The organism is Brevibacillus sp. JB24b (genome assembly GCF_051713385.1).
In the GTDB taxonomy this organism is placed as follows: domain Bacteria; phylum Bacillota; class Bacilli; order Brevibacillales; family Brevibacillaceae; genus Brevibacillus_B; species Brevibacillus_B laterosporus.
Genome location: NZ_JBNVQV010000001.1, coordinates 3520638 through 3538734, shown reverse-complemented (window position 1 = coordinate 3538734; position 18097 = coordinate 3520638). Strand labels below are relative to the sequence as shown.

Below are 18097 nucleotides of genomic sequence, written 5' to 3'. Positions count from 1 at the left end.
CCATGCTATAATAGACGAAATGATTATGGGTATTAGGAGTAGAAATAATGGCACAATACACCCCGATGATTCAACAATATTTAGAGATAAAGCGTCAATATACCGATGCTTTTTTGTTTTTCCGTTTAGGCGATTTTTATGAGCTATTTTTTGAAGATGCAATTTTGGCTTCACGTGAACTAGAGATTACGTTAACAGGTCGTGGAGGAGGAGCGGAAGAGCGCATCCCAATGTGTGGAGTTCCTCATCATGCAGCTGAGACCTACATTGCTGAATTGTTAAAAAAAGGATACAAAGTAGCAATTTGTGAACAAGTAGAAGATCCTAAAGCATCAAAAGGTGTTGTAAAGCGCGAAGTAACACGAATGATTACACCTGGGACCATGATTGAAGGAAAATGGTTAAACGATAAAGAGAACAATTATCTGGTTGCTATTGCCGCTTTATCTGGAAAAGCGGCGGTAGCAGCGTGTGATTTAAGTACTGGTGAAATGTATACAACTTCATTATCAACCATGTATGCAGCAGTAGAGGAAGCGATGCAGTATCGGCCGAGCGAGCTATTGCTATGTGATATCGCTGAAGATGAGCTTCGAGGCAAAGGATTATCACCGCATATGTCTATTACCTGCCTAGCTACCAATGTAGTGTCGCAAACAGCTATAGATGAGCTGTATCCAAAGGAAGCTGCTCAGTTAGAGGATGCAGTTCGCCTAGCGATGAATGGTCTCTTGCATTATGTAGGATCTACGCAAAAGCGAGCGTTAACACATATGCGTTCCTTACAACATTATGTGGCAGATGAGTTTCTGCAAATGGACCATTTCTCGCGCAGAAATTTAGAGCTGACTGAAACCATTCGGGACAAGTCCAAAAAAGGCTCTCTATTGTGGCTTCTGGATAAAACGGAGACGGCAATGGGAGGACGTTTGTTACGCCGCTGGATTGAACGACCTCTCTTGAATCCTGAGGAAATCGGTAATCGTTATGACACGGTAGAAGCATTTCGTCACGATTTATTATTGCGCTCCGATGTACGTGAAGGTCTTGATCGGGTGTATGATTTGGAGCGTTTAGCGGGACGAATTTCTTATGGCAATGCAAATGCAAAAGATTTGGTGCAACTGCGCCATTCTCTCGAGGCCATTCCTAGTGTAGTACATTTGTTGGTTAATAGTGGGGAGGAAGCCTTGCAATCGATTGCTTCAGATATGGATGACTGTAGTGATATTGCCCAATTTTTAGCAGAAACGCTCGTAGAAGAACCACCTGTGAGTGTTCGTGAAGGTAATTTACTTCAAGATGGTTATGACGAATATCTGGACAAGCTCAGACTGGCTAGTCGCCAAGGTAAGAGCTGGATCGCACAACTCGAAAAAAGCGAGCGGGAGCTAACAGGAATTCGCTCCTTGAAGGTGGGCTTCAATAAAGTCTTTGGTTACTATATCGAAATCTCAAAGGCTAATCTTGCCCATATACCAGCGGGACGTTACGAGCGTAAGCAAACATTAACGAATGCGGAGCGCTATGTCACGCCAGAGTTAAAAGAGAAGGAAGCACTAATTCTGGAAGCTGAAGAGAAGCTAGTGGAGTTAGAATATCAGTTATTTACTCAAATTCGTTTGGAAGTAGCTAAGCACATCCCTCGCATTCAAAAATTAGCAGAACGAATTGCGCGTATTGATGTGTTGCAAGCCTTTGCTACCGTGAGTGAAGAACGTGGCTTTATCCGTCCAACATTATCTACGGATGGTGAGGTTTATGTAAAAGATGGTCGCCATGCTGTAGTGGAAGCAGTATTAAATCAAGAGAAGTATGTTGCAAATGACGTGACGATGAATCAAAAAGATCGTAATATTTTACTCATTACAGGTCCTAATATGGCGGGTAAGAGTACATATATGCGTCAAATGGCGTTGATTACGGTTATGGCTCAGATCGGTTGTTTTGTTCCGGCTAGTGAAGCCCGTATTAGCTTAGTAGATCAGATTTTTACACGAATTGGTGCTGCCGATGATTTAGTAGGTGGATTCTCTACTTTTATGGTGGAGATGCTAGAAACTCGTAACGCGCTAGTAAAGGCGACTCCACGTAGTTTGATCTTATTAGATGAGATTGGTCGTGGAACGTCCACCTATGACGGTATGGCTCTAGCGCAAGCTGTCATTGAATATATCCATGAGCATATTGGTGCAAAGACACTATTCTCTACACACTATCATGAACTGACTGATTTGGAGGAGAAAATTCCTGGAGTGGTAAATGTCCATGCACGTTGTGAAGAACGTGATGGCAAACTCTTATTCTTGCATAAGATCGAAGAGGGGCGAGCTGATAAAAGCTATGGTATTCATGTTGCCGAATTAGCAGAAATGCCTCTTGAGGTAATCAGTCGTGCACGTGAAATCTTACAGGGATTAGAAGGGAAGGATCGAGAAGCGCCGTTAGAGCAACTTTCACTTGATATGCTTTGGGGACAAGCTCCATCAGCATCACAGCAAGTTGCTACAGGTCAATCTGTACCTACTCATAAGAAAAAGAATAAAGTAGACGTTTCTACTGAACCAAACGTAGAAACAGAAGGTAAAACGGACAAGACCGATGTTGTAGTAGAAGTCGCAGAGGTGGTTCAATCTACAGCTACTTCTAGCCATACGGAAGATGCTATGAGGGTGGCAATGTCTTTGAATCCATCTGAACCTTCCGCAAACCCTACAGAGGCAGAAGTCCTATCAGAATTACGTGATATAGATTTAAATCAAATGACGCCTCTACAAGCACTCATTCAGTTATCTGACTGGAATGCACGTTTACGTAAACATAAGTAAGCTTTATTTCACATAGAAAGGAGGAGGAACATGGGGAAAATTCAGGTGCTTACGGAGCAGGTAAGCAATATGATTGCTGCTGGTGAAGTGGTGGAACGCCCAGCCTCTGTAGTGAAGGAGCTGGTGGAAAACGCCATTGATGCAGGTACCTCTCAAGTAGAAATTCACATTGAGGAAGGCGGTTTACAGCTAATCCGCATCGTTGATAATGGCGCAGGAATGGATCGAGACGATTGCTTGCGAGCTTTTGAGCGGCATGCTACGAGTAAGATTCGTTCAGCACGTGATTTATTCCATATTCGCTCTCTTGGTTTCCGCGGGGAAGCCTTGGCATCTATCGCCTCGGTATCTCGAATCGAATTGATGAGTGCTGAAGATAGCGGACAAGTAGGAACTAAGGTCGTTATCGACGGTGGAGATATGAAAAGCGTTGAGGATTTCGCTAGGGTAAAAGGAACAGAAATTCTCGTACGTGACTTATTTTTTAATACACCAGCACGTTTAAAATATATGCGCTCTATTTCTACAGAAGTAGGACATGTCTCAGATTATGTAAACCGTTTAGCGATTACCTATCCGAAAATTGCTTTTACCCTAACTCATAATGGGAAAAACCTCCTCCAAACGTCAGGCGATGGTAAACTATTACATGTGATGGCAGCCATTTATGGGGTTCAGGTAGCAAAGCTATTGTTGCCGTTTGAAGGGGAGACGTTAGATTTTCGCTGGAGTGGTCTATTATCTAAGACGGAGGTTACGAGAGCGAATCGCACGTACATCTCGACTCTGGTTAACGGTCGTTATGTACGTAATTATCCACTGTCTCAGGCGATTATGCGAGGGTATCATACCTTTTTACCGATTGGGCGGTTTCCGATAGTTGCTATGCATATTGAGATGGACCCTATTTTGGTTGATGTGAATGTTCACCCAGCTAAACTAGAGGTACGTTTTAGTAAGGAACAAGAATTATGTGCAGCGGTCGAACAATCAGTGAAAGAGGCACTACAAGCAGGCTTACGAATCGTGCAACCATTACAGACAAGCAGTAAACCCAAAATTAAGCTGGAAAAACCGTATCAGCCGCAGTTTAATCTTGGTGAACACCATTCAGACGAACAGCAACAGCAGATGAATCGATTATTGACCGCTTTTGATGTACCGCTCAGAGAGAAACGGTCGACCTACGTAGAGCGAACAGTGGAGCCTGCGTCTTTTGAATTGACGGCAAAAAAAATAGTTGAACAGCAGAGAGATCAGGAGCCTCTAGCAGAGGTTCCCGTTCAGCCAGATCAACAACACGAGAGCAAGTGGATGTACACAGGTAACAACAAGACCGGTTATCCTTCTAGTATTTCGAGCCAGTCTGAAGTAGAAGGCTCTAGTAATAGTTCTGTTCAAAATGATGCTAATAATGAAATTGATTCTTGTGAGCTAGAAAAGTCATCAACTGAATATGATATAACCGATTCTAGGAAGAGCGTTGAAACACAAGAGGTCGTATGGGACGATTGTATAGAAGATGACAAAAGCGTAACAGACGAGGAAGATCGTAATAGGTTGAGTTCATATATAGTGGAACGTTCAGAGACAATGGATGATAGGAGTAACTCAACAGCTGAAGAACATACTGAGAATACATCTATACTAACGGCAAGCAAGCTTGATGATTCAGCGTACTCAGATGAGGATGGAACTGCTGTCCCAGTCTTATATCCAGTAGGCCAAGTTCATGGGACTTACATCATTGCTCAGAATGATTCAGGCATGTATTTAATTGATCAGCATGCTGCTCAGGAACGAATTTTTTATGAGTATTTTATGCAAAAATTGCAAGAGGAAAAAGTTTCGAGTCAAATGCTTTTATTTCCACATACAGTGGAATGTACGATGCAAGAAGAAGTGAAATTGTTGGATCGACTTGAGTTGCTACAATCATTTGGGTTAGATATAGAATGGTTTGGTAACCGGACGTTTCTTGTACGGGCTCATCCTCAGTGGTTCCCTCAAGGAAGTGAAGTAGAGATTATTAATGAACTGATTCAATTTGTACAAGAAGCAAGTGAAAATGAACGAGTTGAAGTGAGCAAGATGCGAGAAAAGGCTGCCATTATGATGTCATGTAAAGCTTCTATAAAAGCTAATCGTTATTTGACACACGCCGAGATGGAGGCTCTTTTAAACAGGCTTCGCCAAACGACCAGTCCATTTACTTGTCCGCATGGTCGACCCATCGCTATTCACTTTTCAACATATGAATTAGAAAAAATGTTTAAACGAGTTATGTAGAGCTAAATTGATATTTTCAATTGGCATGTGCATATAGGAACATCTCGAACGTATGATTACGAGACGGCGGGGTGTTCTTCTTTTTATTGATGGTGAAGTGACGAGAGGAAAAGAGGCAACATCGTGAATAACCTAGATTTCAAGCCATTTCTTAGTCAAATTTCGTTGCTGTTGCCAGCTTGCTTTTGTTAGTATAATAGGATAGCAACCAAGGCAGGAGAAAATACACACAGGAATCCAATAGAGCGGACTTAGTATGAGTAGGAAACGAGTGATGAAATGATTGTAACAACAGGAAATGAGCCAAAATCAGCTGTTCTGGCTCATGCGCAAGAACTGGCTACTATCTTTTCCGCTCCACTAGTTTCACGTGGAGAGGATTCAATTGAAAAACTCAGAGATAAATACCAGACGAATGATATTTTAATTGTAACTGCTAAGGGAGCTAGGTTGGAACGAAGAGGTCAACAAGCTTTCTTTTTTCATCCAAATACAGCTTCATTCCGTATAAAGAGGCTGGAACGCGGCGATAATGATACTATGCTTTCTGTTTGCCAAATTTCACCAGGTGATAAGGTGTTGGATGCCACGATGGGATTGGCAGCGGATGCGATCGTATTTGCCTATGCCACAGGTGAAGCAGGGCAAGTGGTTGGAATTGAATCGGAGCCTGTGATTGCTAGACTAGTCCGAGATGGTCTTGCTCATTGGAACACGGGAACGCAAGCCTTAATCGAGGCGATGAGGCGTGTACAGGTGGAACAATCAGATCATCTTAAAAAACTACAAGCGTTGCCTGATAACTCGTTTGACGTAGTTTATTTTGATCCTATGTTCCAACAAGCTGTCTTTGAGTCACATGGTATTTCTACCTTGCGTCAATTGGCTAATGATAAGGTGCTGACTGAGGCAACGATTGCTCAAGCTCGTCGGGTAGCTAAACGACGAGTTGTTTTAAAAGAGGGGACAACAGGTACCTTGCACGAGCAATTGGGTTTTACACCTTATCGAAAACGTGATCATCAAGTGATTTATAGTTATATCGAAGCATTGGAGGGGAGTGAGAGATGAAACAAAAAGAGAACTTAGTGGTAATTGCAGGCCCTACAGCAGTAGGTAAGACTGCTTTAAGCCTCCGATTAGCACAGCAATTTAACGGAGAGATCATCTCTGGTGATTCTATGCAAGTATATCGTGGTATGGATATAGGTACAGCTAAAGCTTCCGAGGAAGAGAGAGCCACTGTTCCCCATCATCTAATTGATATCATGAATCCAGATGAGGAATACTCTGTGGCTATCTTTCAACAGCAGGCACAACAGCTAATCAACCAAATCAATCAGCGTAATCATCTACCTATTATCGTGGGTGGAACAGGACTTTACATACAGTCAGTTACTCACGCTTATCAATTCTCTGAGGCGGATCAGGATGAGGAAATGCGAGAGCGTTTGCAGAGATTTGCCGATGTGGAAGGAGTAGAAGCTCTTCACAGGCGCTTACGCGAGCATGATCCTATTACAGCAGATCGGTTGCATCCTAATGATGTCCGCCGTGTTATACGTGCTATAGAAATATACGAGTTGACTGGAAAACGTATGTCTGATTTTCAGAATCAGGCCGCTTATTCCCCTTACAACCTGAAAATCATTGCCTTAACAATGGATCGGGCGAAACTATATGAAAGAGTAAATCAACGAGTCGATTTAATGATTGAGGCTGGATTGGTAGAAGAAGTTCGCGTTTTGCTTGATCAAGGCTATTCCGCCGATCTAGTAGCGATGCAGGGGTTAGGCTACAAGGAGCTCATTCCTTATCTATATGGTGAGATTACGTTAGATAAAGCGATAGCTGATATTAAACAAAGAACCAGGCATTTTGCTAAGCGCCAGTTAACTTGGTTTAGACGTATGCCTCAGTTGGAATGGTATGATATGACTGATTCCGATTCTTATGAACAAGTGGTTGAAACAATTACCAGTGCGTTGGAAGGAAAGTTCCATTCAACGCCGAATATATAACTTACAAGTCCTTTTAGGGGGTATTGTCCATGAAACAGACGATCAATATTCAAGATACGTTCTTAAACCATTTACGTAAAGAAAATATCGCAGTTACCATATATTTGGTAAACGGGTTCCAATTGAGAGGCTATATCAAGGCGTTTGACAACTTCACAATCGTTATTGATACAGAGGGCAAACAACAATTGGTTTATAAACATGCGATCTCAACATTTACTCCACAACGTCCGGTATCTTTGATGTCGGAAAGCCAAACACAACAATTGTAATAGCAGTCAAGAAAATCAGGGTTTCTTCGGGAATCCTGATTTTTTTGCTGAAAAAAGCATAAACAAGAAGATTTTTGCAGGTAAATATTGACTTTTTTGCGGATAACGGAATAAAATGGAAGTATTACATGATGAAGGCAGGCGATGAGATGTTTGCTGAAGAGAGAAGAGGCAAGATTCTGGAGATCCTTCATGAAGCGCAACGGGTGTTGGTGAAGGAGCTAGCAGAACAATTTCACGTTTCTATTGATTCTATCAGGAGAGATTTATCCATTATGGAAGAGCAGGGATTATTGAAAAAAACACATGGAGGAGCTATCCCTGTATCAGCTGTGCGCAAGCCCGTTGTACCATCAGCTGTACGCATTAAAGATGGTCCTAGTCATATCACTGCTATTTCCAAAACAGCCGTATCCTACATACAAGAGCACGATACCATATTTTTGAGTGGAACAAACCTGCATTTTCATATGGTAAAATATTTACCTCAACATATGCCAATAACAGTGGTTACTAACTCGATTAAAATTGCAGAACAATTGCGTGAATCTGAAAATACTGACGTTTACCTGATCGGAGGACAAGTTAAGAAAACAGGTTTAATTTCTGATATCATCGCGAATGAAATGGTAAAACAATTTACAATTGATCTTTGTTTCATGACAGCTGGAGCTATCAGTTTACAAGGTGTTAGCACTCCAACACCAGAAGTAGCCAGTTTTAGCCGTGCTGTTTTGGAGGTTTCTCGACGTCGTTTTATTTTAGCGTCTCATGAGAATATGGAGCATGATGCCTTTTCTAAAATAGGTCCCCTCAACAGCTTTCATTTACTAATCACTGACGAGGGAACACCAAAAGAGTTGCGAGATCAAATTGAAAAGCAAGGATTAGAGGTAACGGTAGCCAAAGGAAGCTACCCGGTCGCTGTTCCTGATTATTTGTGATTTTTTACATTTTTGTTTCCTGGTCACCTAACTCTTCATACGAAAGCTGAAACAAGCCCTCGAGTTGCGAAGTGGCCAGGATATAATAATCATTGGCAGTTACTTCTTTAAAACCACAACGGTTATATAGTTTAAGCGCATTTTTGTTCTTCGTCTCTACCTCTAGGACGATTGAAGGTGATTGTTCTTGGATTAATTTGTTTACCACTCTTGTCAAAATCTCTCTCCCATATCCTTTTCCTTGTAAGGCTGGCATGACTGCAAAGCCGTAAATAAAATCTATATCCTCACTTCGTTGATGACTAATTTTTCCTATAAATTCGTTATGATGAAAAGCCACTATAAGATGTCGATCAGGTTCTTCAACTCCTGTTGACGCATATTTTTTTGCATCCTCTTTCGATAACCCAAAGGACTCCATATCAATTTGGACGAGTAAGGGAAGGTCATCTTTCGTTGCTTCTCTAAGAAGAAGAGAGGGTACTATTGGCTCAGTGGGAGAGGCTTCTAATTCCATCCAATATTCTGAGAAGGAATAGGTACTTCCCAGTGCTTCTAAGAATGCCTTACCAGATGCAGATTTTTCTTGTGACATGAAAATAAGTTTTGGCAACTGACGACGTTCAATTTCTGGGTAAGCGAGTCGAAGCAAAGAAGAAAAGATGCCATTACGTCTATGAGCCGGATCTACCATTCCGCTGATTTCTACCTCCCGACTATTAAAAATATACAAGGCAAGATAGCCAATGATTCGGTTATCTTTTGCAAAATAAAAATCCTGAATTTGGTCAGTAGGTCTACAGTTAAGCATGTCCAGATTTAACTTAATTTCAATTTGGTCATATTTATTACAAACCTGTAAAAGCTCCTTTATTTGAGTAAGTTCTGTTGCTGTAAGTCCTGCAGCGGCATAAACGCCGTTTGGCTGTCTTAGCACATTTATTCACACCTTTCGAGTACTGCTAGCTACATATAAATGATTCTTGACGCTAACGTATTATAATTAATTATAAAAGAATTTGAAAATTACGCACATTAAAAATTGCGTGTTATGTAGTATAAATTGCGAACGTTGATTTTACTGTTTACACAGGCGTTTGTGCATTTGAATTTTTACCCATTATTGCAAATTTTTTTGACGCTCCCTGACAGACTCTTGGAATCCTTTTTTTGTGGATGTGTTTACCACGCATGAATAAGTGTAACAGCTGATGTGGTACGCGTGGGATGGGAGCAGATGGTACATAGGTCTATTATGAGAATTATAGGCTCTGAACTGAAGGAAAATTAGGACGTTCCCAAAAGCATAAGGAGGGGAAATGATGGGATATGACCTTTGACTATTTTCGGCTCTTTTTCTTTTCCCTACTACGCATATAATCTACTACATTATGGGGGCTGATACAATGATCTATAACATGGATTCATAGCCGGAGCAAAACACACCTACAAGACGAATTTATTAATCTACTCATTGCTGATCCTCCTTAGGGGCACTACGCTGGTTCTGGGTCTTGTTTAAATTTTTTCAGGAACATACGTTCGACTATAATTAAGTAGAAGTTATATCGAACATGAAAAGGAGAAATTTTATATGACACATCTTGCACTACAGTTGTATGAATATAACGTATGGGCAAATAAACAAATTTGTAACCGACTAAAAGAGCTTCCAAAGGAAGTTTATCGTCAAGAGGTTCAAAGTGTGTTTTCATCGATATCTAATGCATTGGCCCATATTTATCTTTCTGATCTTGGATGGATAGAAGTTTTTTCTGGTAAAAGTATGAACCATGCATTGGTGTTAGCTGAACAACTAAAAGAACAAACAGAGTTAAAAGGAATAGAGGAAATGGAAATAATGTTTTGTGAGTTAGCCGAGCATTACAAATCGTTCCTTAATCAAAAAGAAAATATAGATAAGTCTCTTGTAATTGAGCATCCGTCTGGTGACTTAATGAAAACTAGTGTATCCGATTTAGTGCTCCATGTTGTGGAATCATGGAACATATCATCGTGGCAATATCACAGCTATGTTACGACAAATAGGTTACACTTCTATCATGACAGATTATGGTTTTTATTTATATTTAAAAACAAAGGGAAAGTAACTGAGGATTAAAAGCATCAGAAAACCCAGCATTCTGTACGAGGCGGCTGTTTGTGCTGTCTGAATAACCCAAAACAGCCTTCAACTAGAAGGCTCCCGTTAGAAAAAATCCTTCTGGCAAATACTTTGTATCTGTTCTTTGCGAAACAGAGATTCAACCACTAGTAACAGCAGGAAAGACCGTAGGAATTGACCTTAAATGATCAAATACTTTGCCATTCTTTTGACAGGTGTGAAAATAGCCAATCCTGGGATTCTTCGTCAATACGAAAAGAAGCTTGCTACTTGGCAACAGAAACTGTCAACTCAACTGATTCGTGAAAATCAAACGATTTGCTTGGAAGGCTTACGTGTGGAAAACATGATCAAGAACCACAAGCTTGCGAAAAGAATTGCGGATGCGTCATGGTCAGCATTCAGAACCATGCTAGAATACAAAGCAGCTTGGTATGGAAATACCAACTAAGCCCATAACAGTTTTTTTACCCCATTTATTTTCCTCTAAGTTATACTTTAGTCTAATATGCTTTCATTCTTCATCTGCTTGCCAAAATTCAACTTCTTCTGCAATAACTCTATACAAAGTCCAAGAGGGAGACACTAAAGTTGGATTCTGACGTATACTATGGAGTTGCTTTGTTAGAGCGTCATCGAAATCACTTTGCTTTTCTAATATTGAATTTTGTTTGTCAATTAAAGTTATTGCTCGAGCTACGGTTCCGCGATTTAAGAAGTCTTTGGCATTGATTTCTTTAGCCATCTTACTTGCTTTTCCACGTATTGTAACTTGTCTTCCAATTAATGAAGAAAGTCGTCTCCCTTAATTAAGGAAACGACTTTTTCTTATGCAAACATTGCAAACCAATTTCAAGGGACGTAAATGAATATAAAGGGGAGTTGTTGACGAACTGTTGACCAAGTCCGTCAACACGCTTCGGAAATCAATCAAAATAGCACGTAAATAAGAGGAGAAAAAGTTGTTTAATCGTAATTAATCACACGATATGACTATAATAAAGCGCCAGTGAAAGTGATTCCTCCTATTGCGGTAACTGTACCACTACCAATAATTTGGCCGACTAATGTGTACGTAACATTACCGACCCCAGGAGTTAAATCAACATGATTTATACTCGTAGAGCCAAACGCACTTGTTCCAGTTCTCTGATCGTTAATACTAAAAATGACAGTAGTTCCTCGCAGAACTTGGAATTCGATTTCTGGATTACCTGCTCCATTTTGCCAACCAATTATTCCACTTAACCAAATACGGTTTGTAGCGGTACTTCCCGATACTGTGATGGTTTTTAATGTGGTTTGGGTGCTACTTATTACTATAGCGGAGCTACCACTGGTATTCGGAATGTTTTCGGAGACCTGGAAATTTAAAAAGGTTCCAGAAGAGCCCGTGGAACCAGTAGCCCCCGTAGCGCCGGTGTCACCCGTAGCGCCGGTGATTCCGGTAGTGCCAGTGATCCCTGTAGCGCCAGTAATGCCAGTAGCGCCAGTGATTCCGGTAGCGCCAGTAATCCCAGTAGCACCGGTAATACCAGTAGCACCAGTAATGCCAGTAGCGCCGGTGATTCCGGTAGTGCCAGTGATCCCAGTAGCGCCAGTAATCCCAGTAGCGCCGGTAATACCCGTAGCCCCAGTAATGCCAGTAGCGCCGGTGATTCCGGTAGTGCCAGTGATCCCTGTAGCGCCAGTAATCCCTGTAGCCCCAGTAATGCCAGTAGCGCCAGTGATCCCTGTAGCGCCAGTAATCCCTGTAGCGCCGGTAATACCAGTAGCCCCAGTAATGCCAGTAGCGCCAGTGATACCCGTAGCACCAGTAATGCCAGTAGCGCCGGTAATACCCGTAGCACCAGTAATGCCAGTAGCGCCGGTGATTCCGGTAGTGCCAGTGATCCCTGTAGCGCCAGTAATCCCTGTAGCGCCGGTAATACCCGTAGCACCAGTAATGCCAGTAGCGCCAGTGATACCCGTAGCACCAGTGTCACCAGTAGCACCGGTGTCTCCGGTAGCGCCAGTGTCTCCGGTAGCGCCAGTAATACCAGTAGTACCGGTGTCTCCGGTAGCGCCAGTATCACCCGTAGCGCCGGTAATCCCGGTAGCGCCAGTAATCCCAGTAGCGCCGGTAATACCCGTAGCACCAGTGTCACCAGTAGCGCCAGTAATACCAGTAATACCAGTAGCACCGGTGTCTCCGGTAGCGCCGATAATGCCAGTAGCACCGGTGTCTCCGGTAGCGCCAGTAATACCAGTAGTACCGGTGTCTCCGGTAGCGCCAGTAATACCAGTAGCGCCAGTAATACCAGTAGCGCCGGTAATACCCGTAGCGCCGGTAATACCCGTAGCACCAGTGTCACCAGTAGCGCCAGTAATACCAGTAGCACCAGTGTCACCAGTAGCGCCAGTAATACCAGTAGCGCCAGTGATCCCAGTAGCCCCAGTAATGCCGGTAATACCAGTGTCACCAGTAGCGCCGGTAATGCCGGTAGCGCCAGTGTCTCCTGTAGTGCCAGTTATTCCAGTAGCGCCGGTAATCCCAGTAGCACCAGTAATGCCAGTAGCGCCAGTAATCCCAGTAGCGCCGGTAATCCCAGTAGCACCAGTGTCCCCAGTAGCGCCAGTGTCCCCAGTAGCGCCGGTAGCGCCGGTGTCTCCTGTAGTGCCAGTTATTCCAGTAGCGCCGGTAATACCAGTAGCGCCGGTAATACCAGTAGCACCAGTAATACCAGTAGCGCCAGTAATACCAGTAGCACCGGTAATACCAGTAGCGCCGGTAATACCAGTAGCGCCAGTGATCCCAGTAGCACCAGTAATCCCAGTAGCACCAGTGTCACCAGTAGCGCCAGTGATACCAGTAGCGCCAGTGATACCAGTAGCGCCAGTGATCCCAGTAGCACCGGTGTCACCAGTAGCGCCAGTGATCCCAGTAGCACCAGTGTCCCCAGTAGCGCCGGTAATGCCGGTAGCGCCGGTAGCGCCAGTGTCTCCTGTAGTGCCAGTTATTCCAGTAGCGCCGGTAATACCAGTAGCGCCGGTAATACCAGTAGCGCCGGTAATACCAGTAGCGCCGGTAATACCAGTAGCACCAGTAATGCCAGTAGCGCCAGTGATTCCGGTAGCGCCAGTAATACCAATAGCGCCGGTAATACCAGTAGCACCAGTAATGCCAGTAGCGCCAGTGATTCCGGTAGCACCAGTGATGCCGGTAGCGCCAGTAATACCAGTAGTACCTGTGTCTCCGGTAGCACCAGTGATGCCGGTAGCGCCAGTAATGCCGGTAGTGCCAGTGCCACCCGTAGCGCCGGTAATACCAGTAGCACCAGTAGCGCCAGTAGCGCCAGTGATACCGGTAGCACCAGTAATGCCGGTAGCGCCAGTGTCTCCTGTAGCGCCGGTAATACCAGTAGCACCAGTAATGCCAGTAGCGCCAGTAGTACCCGTAGCCCCAGTAGCCCCGGTATTTCCTATTGTCCCTGCTCCAGTTTGTACTAATACAATGTCATCAACGACTATATCTGAAGTTGATGGAGAAGGAATCTTATGAATAATGACCATTGCATGAGTAGCCGTTGCAGGTACAACGGAAGATATTTCGTAGATGGTACTCCAGTTATTATTCAGATTATCGGGAAGATGGTCTATTGGAAGTATAATACTCATCCCAATACTGATAGGGGTAGAAGCTACATTTAAATAAATAAGGGCAATATTTACTTGCGGGCTTGGTAAATTTCCTATTTTTGCGATCGATAGAAAGAATTCAAAACTATCTCCAACTGTTACAGGTACTGCTTGAAACATTAAACTGTTAGCTGCATTTCCAAATAGTAGTGCACTATAAGAACCTGTGTGACTTTGTAGGTTACTGATTACTACATTGGAAGAACTCCATGGGATCAGGCTGCCGGTTTCAAAATTACCATTTACAATTTTGTTGCCAAAAGGCAATTAAATCACCACTTCCATAAATAGGTTTTTTAGAGCTAATGCATTATATGGTGACTCTTCTATTTTTGAAAGGGTAAATACCAGTGGCTAAAAATACAAAATTTGAATAGAATAGATCGTTATGGAGTACGAGATAGAAATACTCAATCAAACAAAAATCCAGAAAAGCAGATCCAAACGCGAGATGTGATTGAATATGTTCAGGGATGGATAGATAAATATGTTAGTACAGTGTATACAGATTAACGCTTTTCTATTTTTTTCATTATGTTAGACTATTTGTAAAAGCGTCTACTTTCCTATTATGACGTCGTTATGTCTGCTTAATTAAGTAAAGATACTTTTAAGAATCAGAAAATTGCACACATTAAAATTGTGTCTTAGTTAGCATTTATTGTGTTGGGGGAAATATGAATAAATGGATATGCTTCTAGAATGGAAAAACAGTGGTTTTCGACTGTTTACCTTGCAACAAGGTGAAAGCGATGAATTACATGATCATGGCAATTACTTGCAAGTAAGCATGCCGCTCGACAACGAGGTAGAGATTCAATGGAATAAACGATACCAAAGAGTGGCTTCTGGGCAAAGGCTGTTGGTACAACCAGATGAACAGCATCGCCATCTTGCTACTTATGGTCCTGCTACTATTATGTTAGTTAGCTTACAGTGTGATTTTTTACAAGAAGTTTGGGAAAATGAACAGCCTGCAAGAGTAAAACATTCACTTGAATACACAAGTTTATCTACAGAGATTGTCCCCCTTTTTCAGCAAACCGTCCAACGTGCTTTTCAGCGATCGTTGTTTGAGCCGATGGATGAATTGCTTCAAATGGAGCAGGAGTGGGAGGTAGCAAGACTATTCCTTACCCTTCATTCAAAAAATAATACATGCACTGAGCTTAAAGTGACCTCACTGTATGAACATCCAGGAGTCAAAAGAGCGATTGACTATATGCATGATGAATTTAAACACCCCTTAAAGCTTGAAGAGATAGCAGGTATCGCTGGTAGTAGTAAATATCATTTTATTCATCAGTTTAAAAAAAATAAAAGAATGACACCTGGACAATATCTGCAACAATTACGAATAAAAGAAGCAGCTTATTTACTACGTACAACTGATTGGGAAATCACACGAATTGCTTTTGAAGCTGGGTTTGGTAGTCTCAGCTCATTTCAACGCGTATGGAAGCAACAATATGGAGTTTCAGCTAGCGATTTTAGAAAAAATGTGTAAGTCATGTATAGAAATGTTTAATGTGGCTACACTATAATCATCGAGCTCGGTGGTCACCAATTAGAAACGCGCAACAGTCTTTATAGGAGGTTGATGTGCCGTGGACGATGAAATGATTACCCAGATTGTGGTATCCGGTTCGCTTTGATGATCTAACTCTATAATGGAGGTAGATGTGTTAAAGAACAGTACCGCTAGTACCCCAAATGACTGAGCTCGATGTGAACCGCTCTCCTATGAGGGCGGTTTTTCATGTTGAATGGAAATATTTCTATAAAAATCATTGTCACAAAAATTGGTTAGCAGAATCTAATTTTGTAGAGGAAAAAGAATACATAAAGCGGGTGAACACATTGGAAAAAGCGGAAATCGCTTTAACGATGTCTAAAGAGATTATTTTCGAGTCTCTTATGCATGAATATGGCCAAAAGATTTTAAATATGGTGTATCTCATGATAAAAGACCAAAAGATTGCAGAGGACATTACACAGGAAACGTTTATGAAGGCATACATGAATTGGGATTGTTTTAGAGGGGAATCAGAGCCTAAGACATGGTTGTATCGAATTGCGATCAATGAAACGAAGAAGTATGTCCGTTCCTGGTCGTTTCGAACGATTTTTTCAAAACTTACCTTGCAAAGTCAACAACAAGCGCAAAATAAGGTAACGGATGATACGGAAAGTGTATTTTTTAAGCAAAATCGAGCAACTGAATTAAAAAAGCTGGTAATGTCTTTGTCCCCAGATTATCGCCAAGTCATTATTTTACGTTATTATCAAGAGCTGGAAATGAAAGAAATAGCATTTATTATGCAGATGAAAGAAGAGGCAGTACGGAAAAGACTTTCGCGTGCTCGTCAACAGATCAAGCAGATGCTGGAAAGTAGGGGAGAGTCATGGGTGTAGATTCATTCGATAAAAAAATAGTACAAGAGTTTAGAGCGGCTAATTTAGATATGCTTCCCTTCACTCCTCAAATGGAATCCAAAATTTGGGAAGGGATTCGTCAGAAAAAGCTAAAAAACCGTCGTGTGTTTACTTCCCTATCTATAGCATGTGGCTTTGCTTTGGTCGTGCTAGGAACACGGTCCGCATGGATCGGGGAAACATCGCAGGTTACTTTACATCCAGTAATTATAAAGCATGAAACCGAATTAAAAGGATTGTCTCCAGAAGCGAAAAAAACGGTACAGTCACTTTATAAATTTGCGCCTTATCTGCAAAATGGCCTAGTAACAAAGCTGAGCGATAATAGTGATAGATACGATATTTATATGAAAGAAAAGAAAAAAGAAAAAGGTGAGGGATGGTCAGCAGAAATTCGGATCGATCGGACGAGTGGAGAGTTGGAAAAACTCGACGTATTAGGAGAGGAAAGGAACAGGGCAACAAAATCTGTTCTTATACAAAGGGGAACTGCCATTCTCCAAGAGATGCTAGGAGAAAAAAGTAATGAGTATAAGCAAATTGGGTTAGATAGATCAATTAGTTTCCAGCGATTTGTTAATAAAATTCCTGTATCGGGAGATTACATCGGGATTGATATTAATGAAAAAGGCGAGTTAGATGGGTATTGGAGACAGGGTAGTTTAGATTCTTTTGTAGATAAAGCAGCTTTTCCGCTTCCATCAAAAGTAATTCCTTCACATAAATTAGGGGATTATTTACAAAAATATATAAAATTAAGGTATGTAGAACATTTTGATCCGAAAAAAGACCGCCCGATTCTAGAATACACACCCGGTATCCTGGATATGTATAATTTCGACGCAATAACGGGTAAACCAATCTATCATACTTACTACGATTATGATCCTCCGACCTTGATTCAAATGAATCCACCGAATACGCCTGTAATTGCACGCAATCAACAAGAAGCAGAGCTGCTCATTAAACGGGAGTATGAAATAAAGGGGCCATTAAAAGTCTGTTCAAATAATTGGGATGATCATAAACAACGTAAGGAAGAGAACGAGGCGGTTTACCAATTTGGAGAAAGGGGTGAATATACGGTTTTCACTGAATTGAGTTCTGGGCGTGTCTTACAAATTACCAAGGATACTCCTAAAGCGAAAGGGAAAATCTCTAAAGAGAATGCTAAAGAGAAAGCGATTCGTTTTCTGGCGAAATACCTTGATCCCTGGGACAAGGAAGTACAACTCACATACAGTAATGAGGATGAATACTCATATAAATTCCGTTTCTTTAAAAGCTATCAAGGCATTCCGGTTCTACCGACGGTTATGCTATTATGTCAACGAAAGTGGGAGCTAGCGAGTGGCTTCGTCATAATCCAGTAAAGCTAGTGTATGAGTTTGTAGGTGGGGGAAAGGACCCTAGGTTGGTGTACCAACTTGTTGAAAAAAAGGTAGATAAAAATGTTTTTATTGATGCGACCACAGGTAAAGCCGTTTTTGTTGACAGATAGGAA

The 18097-nt window shown here is 41.9% G+C and carries 12 protein-coding genes and 2 pseudogenes; 11 read left to right on the top strand and 3 right to left on the bottom strand.

All coding sequences use genetic code 11. The features are described 5' to 3' along the window. Nucleotides 1–47 precede the first annotated feature (47 nt). The 6 genes from mutS to ACQV1I_RS16445 all read left to right on the top strand — a co-directional run bounded on the left by mutS (nucleotide 48) and on the right by ACQV1I_RS16445 (nucleotide 8354). A complete protein-coding gene (mutS, locus tag ACQV1I_RS16470; RefSeq protein ID WP_116333315.1) occupies nucleotides 48–2828 on the top strand; it encodes a DNA mismatch repair protein MutS in 2781 nt (926 codons plus the stop codon). A gap of 30 nt (nucleotides 2829–2858) precedes the next feature. Further along, on the top strand, nucleotides 2859–5117 hold the full coding sequence (mutL, locus tag ACQV1I_RS16465; protein WP_116333314.1) for a DNA mismatch repair endonuclease MutL: 2259 nt from the start codon (nucleotides 2859–2861) through the stop codon (nucleotides 5115–5117). A gap of 279 nt (nucleotides 5118–5396) precedes the next feature. Next, nucleotides 5397–6188 (top strand): class I SAM-dependent methyltransferase, encoded by a 792-nt coding sequence (locus tag ACQV1I_RS16460; protein WP_094701877.1) that lies wholly within the window; start codon nucleotides 5397–5399, stop codon nucleotides 6186–6188. Beyond that, nucleotides 6185–7138: a tRNA (adenosine(37)-N6)-dimethylallyltransferase MiaA gene (miaA, locus tag ACQV1I_RS16455; protein WP_094701876.1), complete on the top strand. Its 954-nt coding sequence runs from the start codon at nucleotides 6185–6187 to the stop codon at nucleotides 7136–7138. The genes ACQV1I_RS16460 and miaA overlap by 4 nt, the downstream gene beginning before the upstream one ends. A 29-nt stretch (nucleotides 7139–7167) precedes the next feature. Further along, the gene (hfq, locus tag ACQV1I_RS16450) at nucleotides 7168–7410 is read left to right on the top strand and encodes an RNA chaperone Hfq (protein ID WP_116333313.1); all 243 of its coding nucleotides are present in this window, start codon (nucleotides 7168–7170) and stop codon (nucleotides 7408–7410) included. Between the two features lie 128 nt (nucleotides 7411–7538). Continuing rightward, nucleotides 7539–8354 (top strand): DeoR/GlpR family DNA-binding transcription regulator, encoded by an 816-nt coding sequence (locus tag ACQV1I_RS16445; RefSeq protein WP_236645704.1) that lies wholly within the window; start codon nucleotides 7539–7541, stop codon nucleotides 8352–8354. 4 nt (nucleotides 8355–8358) lie between these two features. Here ACQV1I_RS16445 and ACQV1I_RS16440 read toward each other — a convergent pair whose 3' ends face one another. After that, nucleotides 8359–9291: a GNAT family N-acetyltransferase gene (locus ACQV1I_RS16440; RefSeq protein ID WP_116333311.1), complete on the bottom strand. Its 933-nt coding sequence runs from the start codon at nucleotides 9289–9291 to the stop codon at nucleotides 8359–8361. A gap of 657 nt (nucleotides 9292–9948) precedes the next feature. On the opposite strand from ACQV1I_RS16440, the pseudogene ACQV1I_RS16435 reads away from it, so the two are divergent. After that, nucleotides 9949–10465: pseudogene (locus ACQV1I_RS16435) on the top strand (DinB family protein). Nucleotides 10466–10556: 91 nt separating this feature from the next. Next, a pseudogene (locus tag ACQV1I_RS16430) lies at nucleotides 10557–10924 on the top strand (IS200/IS605 family accessory protein TnpB-related protein); the annotation flags it as partial. 69 nt (nucleotides 10925–10993) lie between these two features. Here ACQV1I_RS16430 and ACQV1I_RS16425 read toward each other — a convergent pair. Both ACQV1I_RS16425 and ACQV1I_RS16420 read right to left on the bottom strand, forming a co-directional pair. After that, nucleotides 10994–11224 (bottom strand): FMN-binding protein, encoded by a 231-nt coding sequence (locus tag ACQV1I_RS16425; protein ID WP_116333310.1) that lies wholly within the window; start codon nucleotides 11222–11224, stop codon nucleotides 10994–10996. A gap of 248 nt (nucleotides 11225–11472) precedes the next feature. Continuing rightward, nucleotides 11473–14424 (bottom strand): NTTRR-F1 domain, encoded by a 2952-nt coding sequence (locus ACQV1I_RS16420; RefSeq protein ID WP_201747388.1) that lies wholly within the window; start codon nucleotides 14422–14424, stop codon nucleotides 11473–11475. 418 nt (nucleotides 14425–14842) lie between these two features. On the opposite strand from ACQV1I_RS16420, the gene ACQV1I_RS16415 reads away from it, so the two are divergent. The 3 genes from ACQV1I_RS16415 to ACQV1I_RS16405 all read left to right on the top strand — a co-directional run bounded on the left by ACQV1I_RS16415 (nucleotide 14843) and on the right by ACQV1I_RS16405 (nucleotide 17966). Continuing rightward, complete coding sequence (locus tag ACQV1I_RS16415; protein WP_116333309.1) at nucleotides 14843–15664, top strand: AraC family transcriptional regulator; 822 nt, start codon at nucleotides 14843–14845, stop codon at nucleotides 15662–15664. A gap of 353 nt (nucleotides 15665–16017) precedes the next feature. Beyond that, entirely contained in the window at nucleotides 16018–16572 is a 555-nt protein-coding gene (locus ACQV1I_RS16410; protein ID WP_026315348.1) for a sigma-70 family RNA polymerase sigma factor, read from the top strand. Beyond that, nucleotides 16563–17966, top strand: a complete 1404-nt coding sequence (locus tag ACQV1I_RS16405; RefSeq protein ID WP_236645702.1) for a YcdB/YcdC domain-containing protein — start codon at nucleotides 16563–16565, stop codon at nucleotides 17964–17966. The genes ACQV1I_RS16410 and ACQV1I_RS16405 overlap by 10 nt, the downstream gene beginning before the upstream one ends. Nucleotides 17967–18097 lie beyond the last annotated feature (131 nt).

What these genes read in the sequence shown, in the direction of transcription:
- mutS (WP_116333315.1), top strand. Translation starts at nt 48, where the DNA reads ATGGCACAATACACCCCGATGATTCAACAATATTTAGAGATAAAGCGT.
- mutL (WP_116333314.1), top strand. Translation starts at nt 2,859, where the DNA reads ATGGGGAAAATTCAGGTGCTTACGGAGCAGGTAAGCAATATGATTGCT.
- ACQV1I_RS16460 (WP_094701877.1), top strand. Translation starts at nt 5,397, where the DNA reads ATGATTGTAACAACAGGAAATGAGCCAAAATCAGCTGTTCTGGCTCAT.
- miaA (WP_094701876.1), top strand. Translation starts at nt 6,185, where the DNA reads ATGAAACAAAAAGAGAACTTAGTGGTAATTGCAGGCCCTACAGCAGTA.
- hfq (WP_116333313.1), top strand. Translation starts at nt 7,168, where the DNA reads ATGAAACAGACGATCAATATTCAAGATACGTTCTTAAACCATTTACGT.
- ACQV1I_RS16445 (WP_236645704.1), top strand. Translation starts at nt 7,539, where the DNA reads ATGATGAAGGCAGGCGATGAGATGTTTGCTGAAGAGAGAAGAGGCAAG.
- ACQV1I_RS16425 (WP_116333310.1), bottom strand. Translation starts at nt 11,224, where the DNA reads ATGGCTAAAGAAATCAATGCCAAAGACTTCTTAAATCGCGGAACCGTA.
- ACQV1I_RS16415 (WP_116333309.1), top strand. Translation starts at nt 14,843, where the DNA reads ATGGATATGCTTCTAGAATGGAAAAACAGTGGTTTTCGACTGTTTACC.
- ACQV1I_RS16405 (WP_236645702.1), top strand. Translation starts at nt 16,563, where the DNA reads ATGGGTGTAGATTCATTCGATAAAAAAATAGTACAAGAGTTTAGAGCG.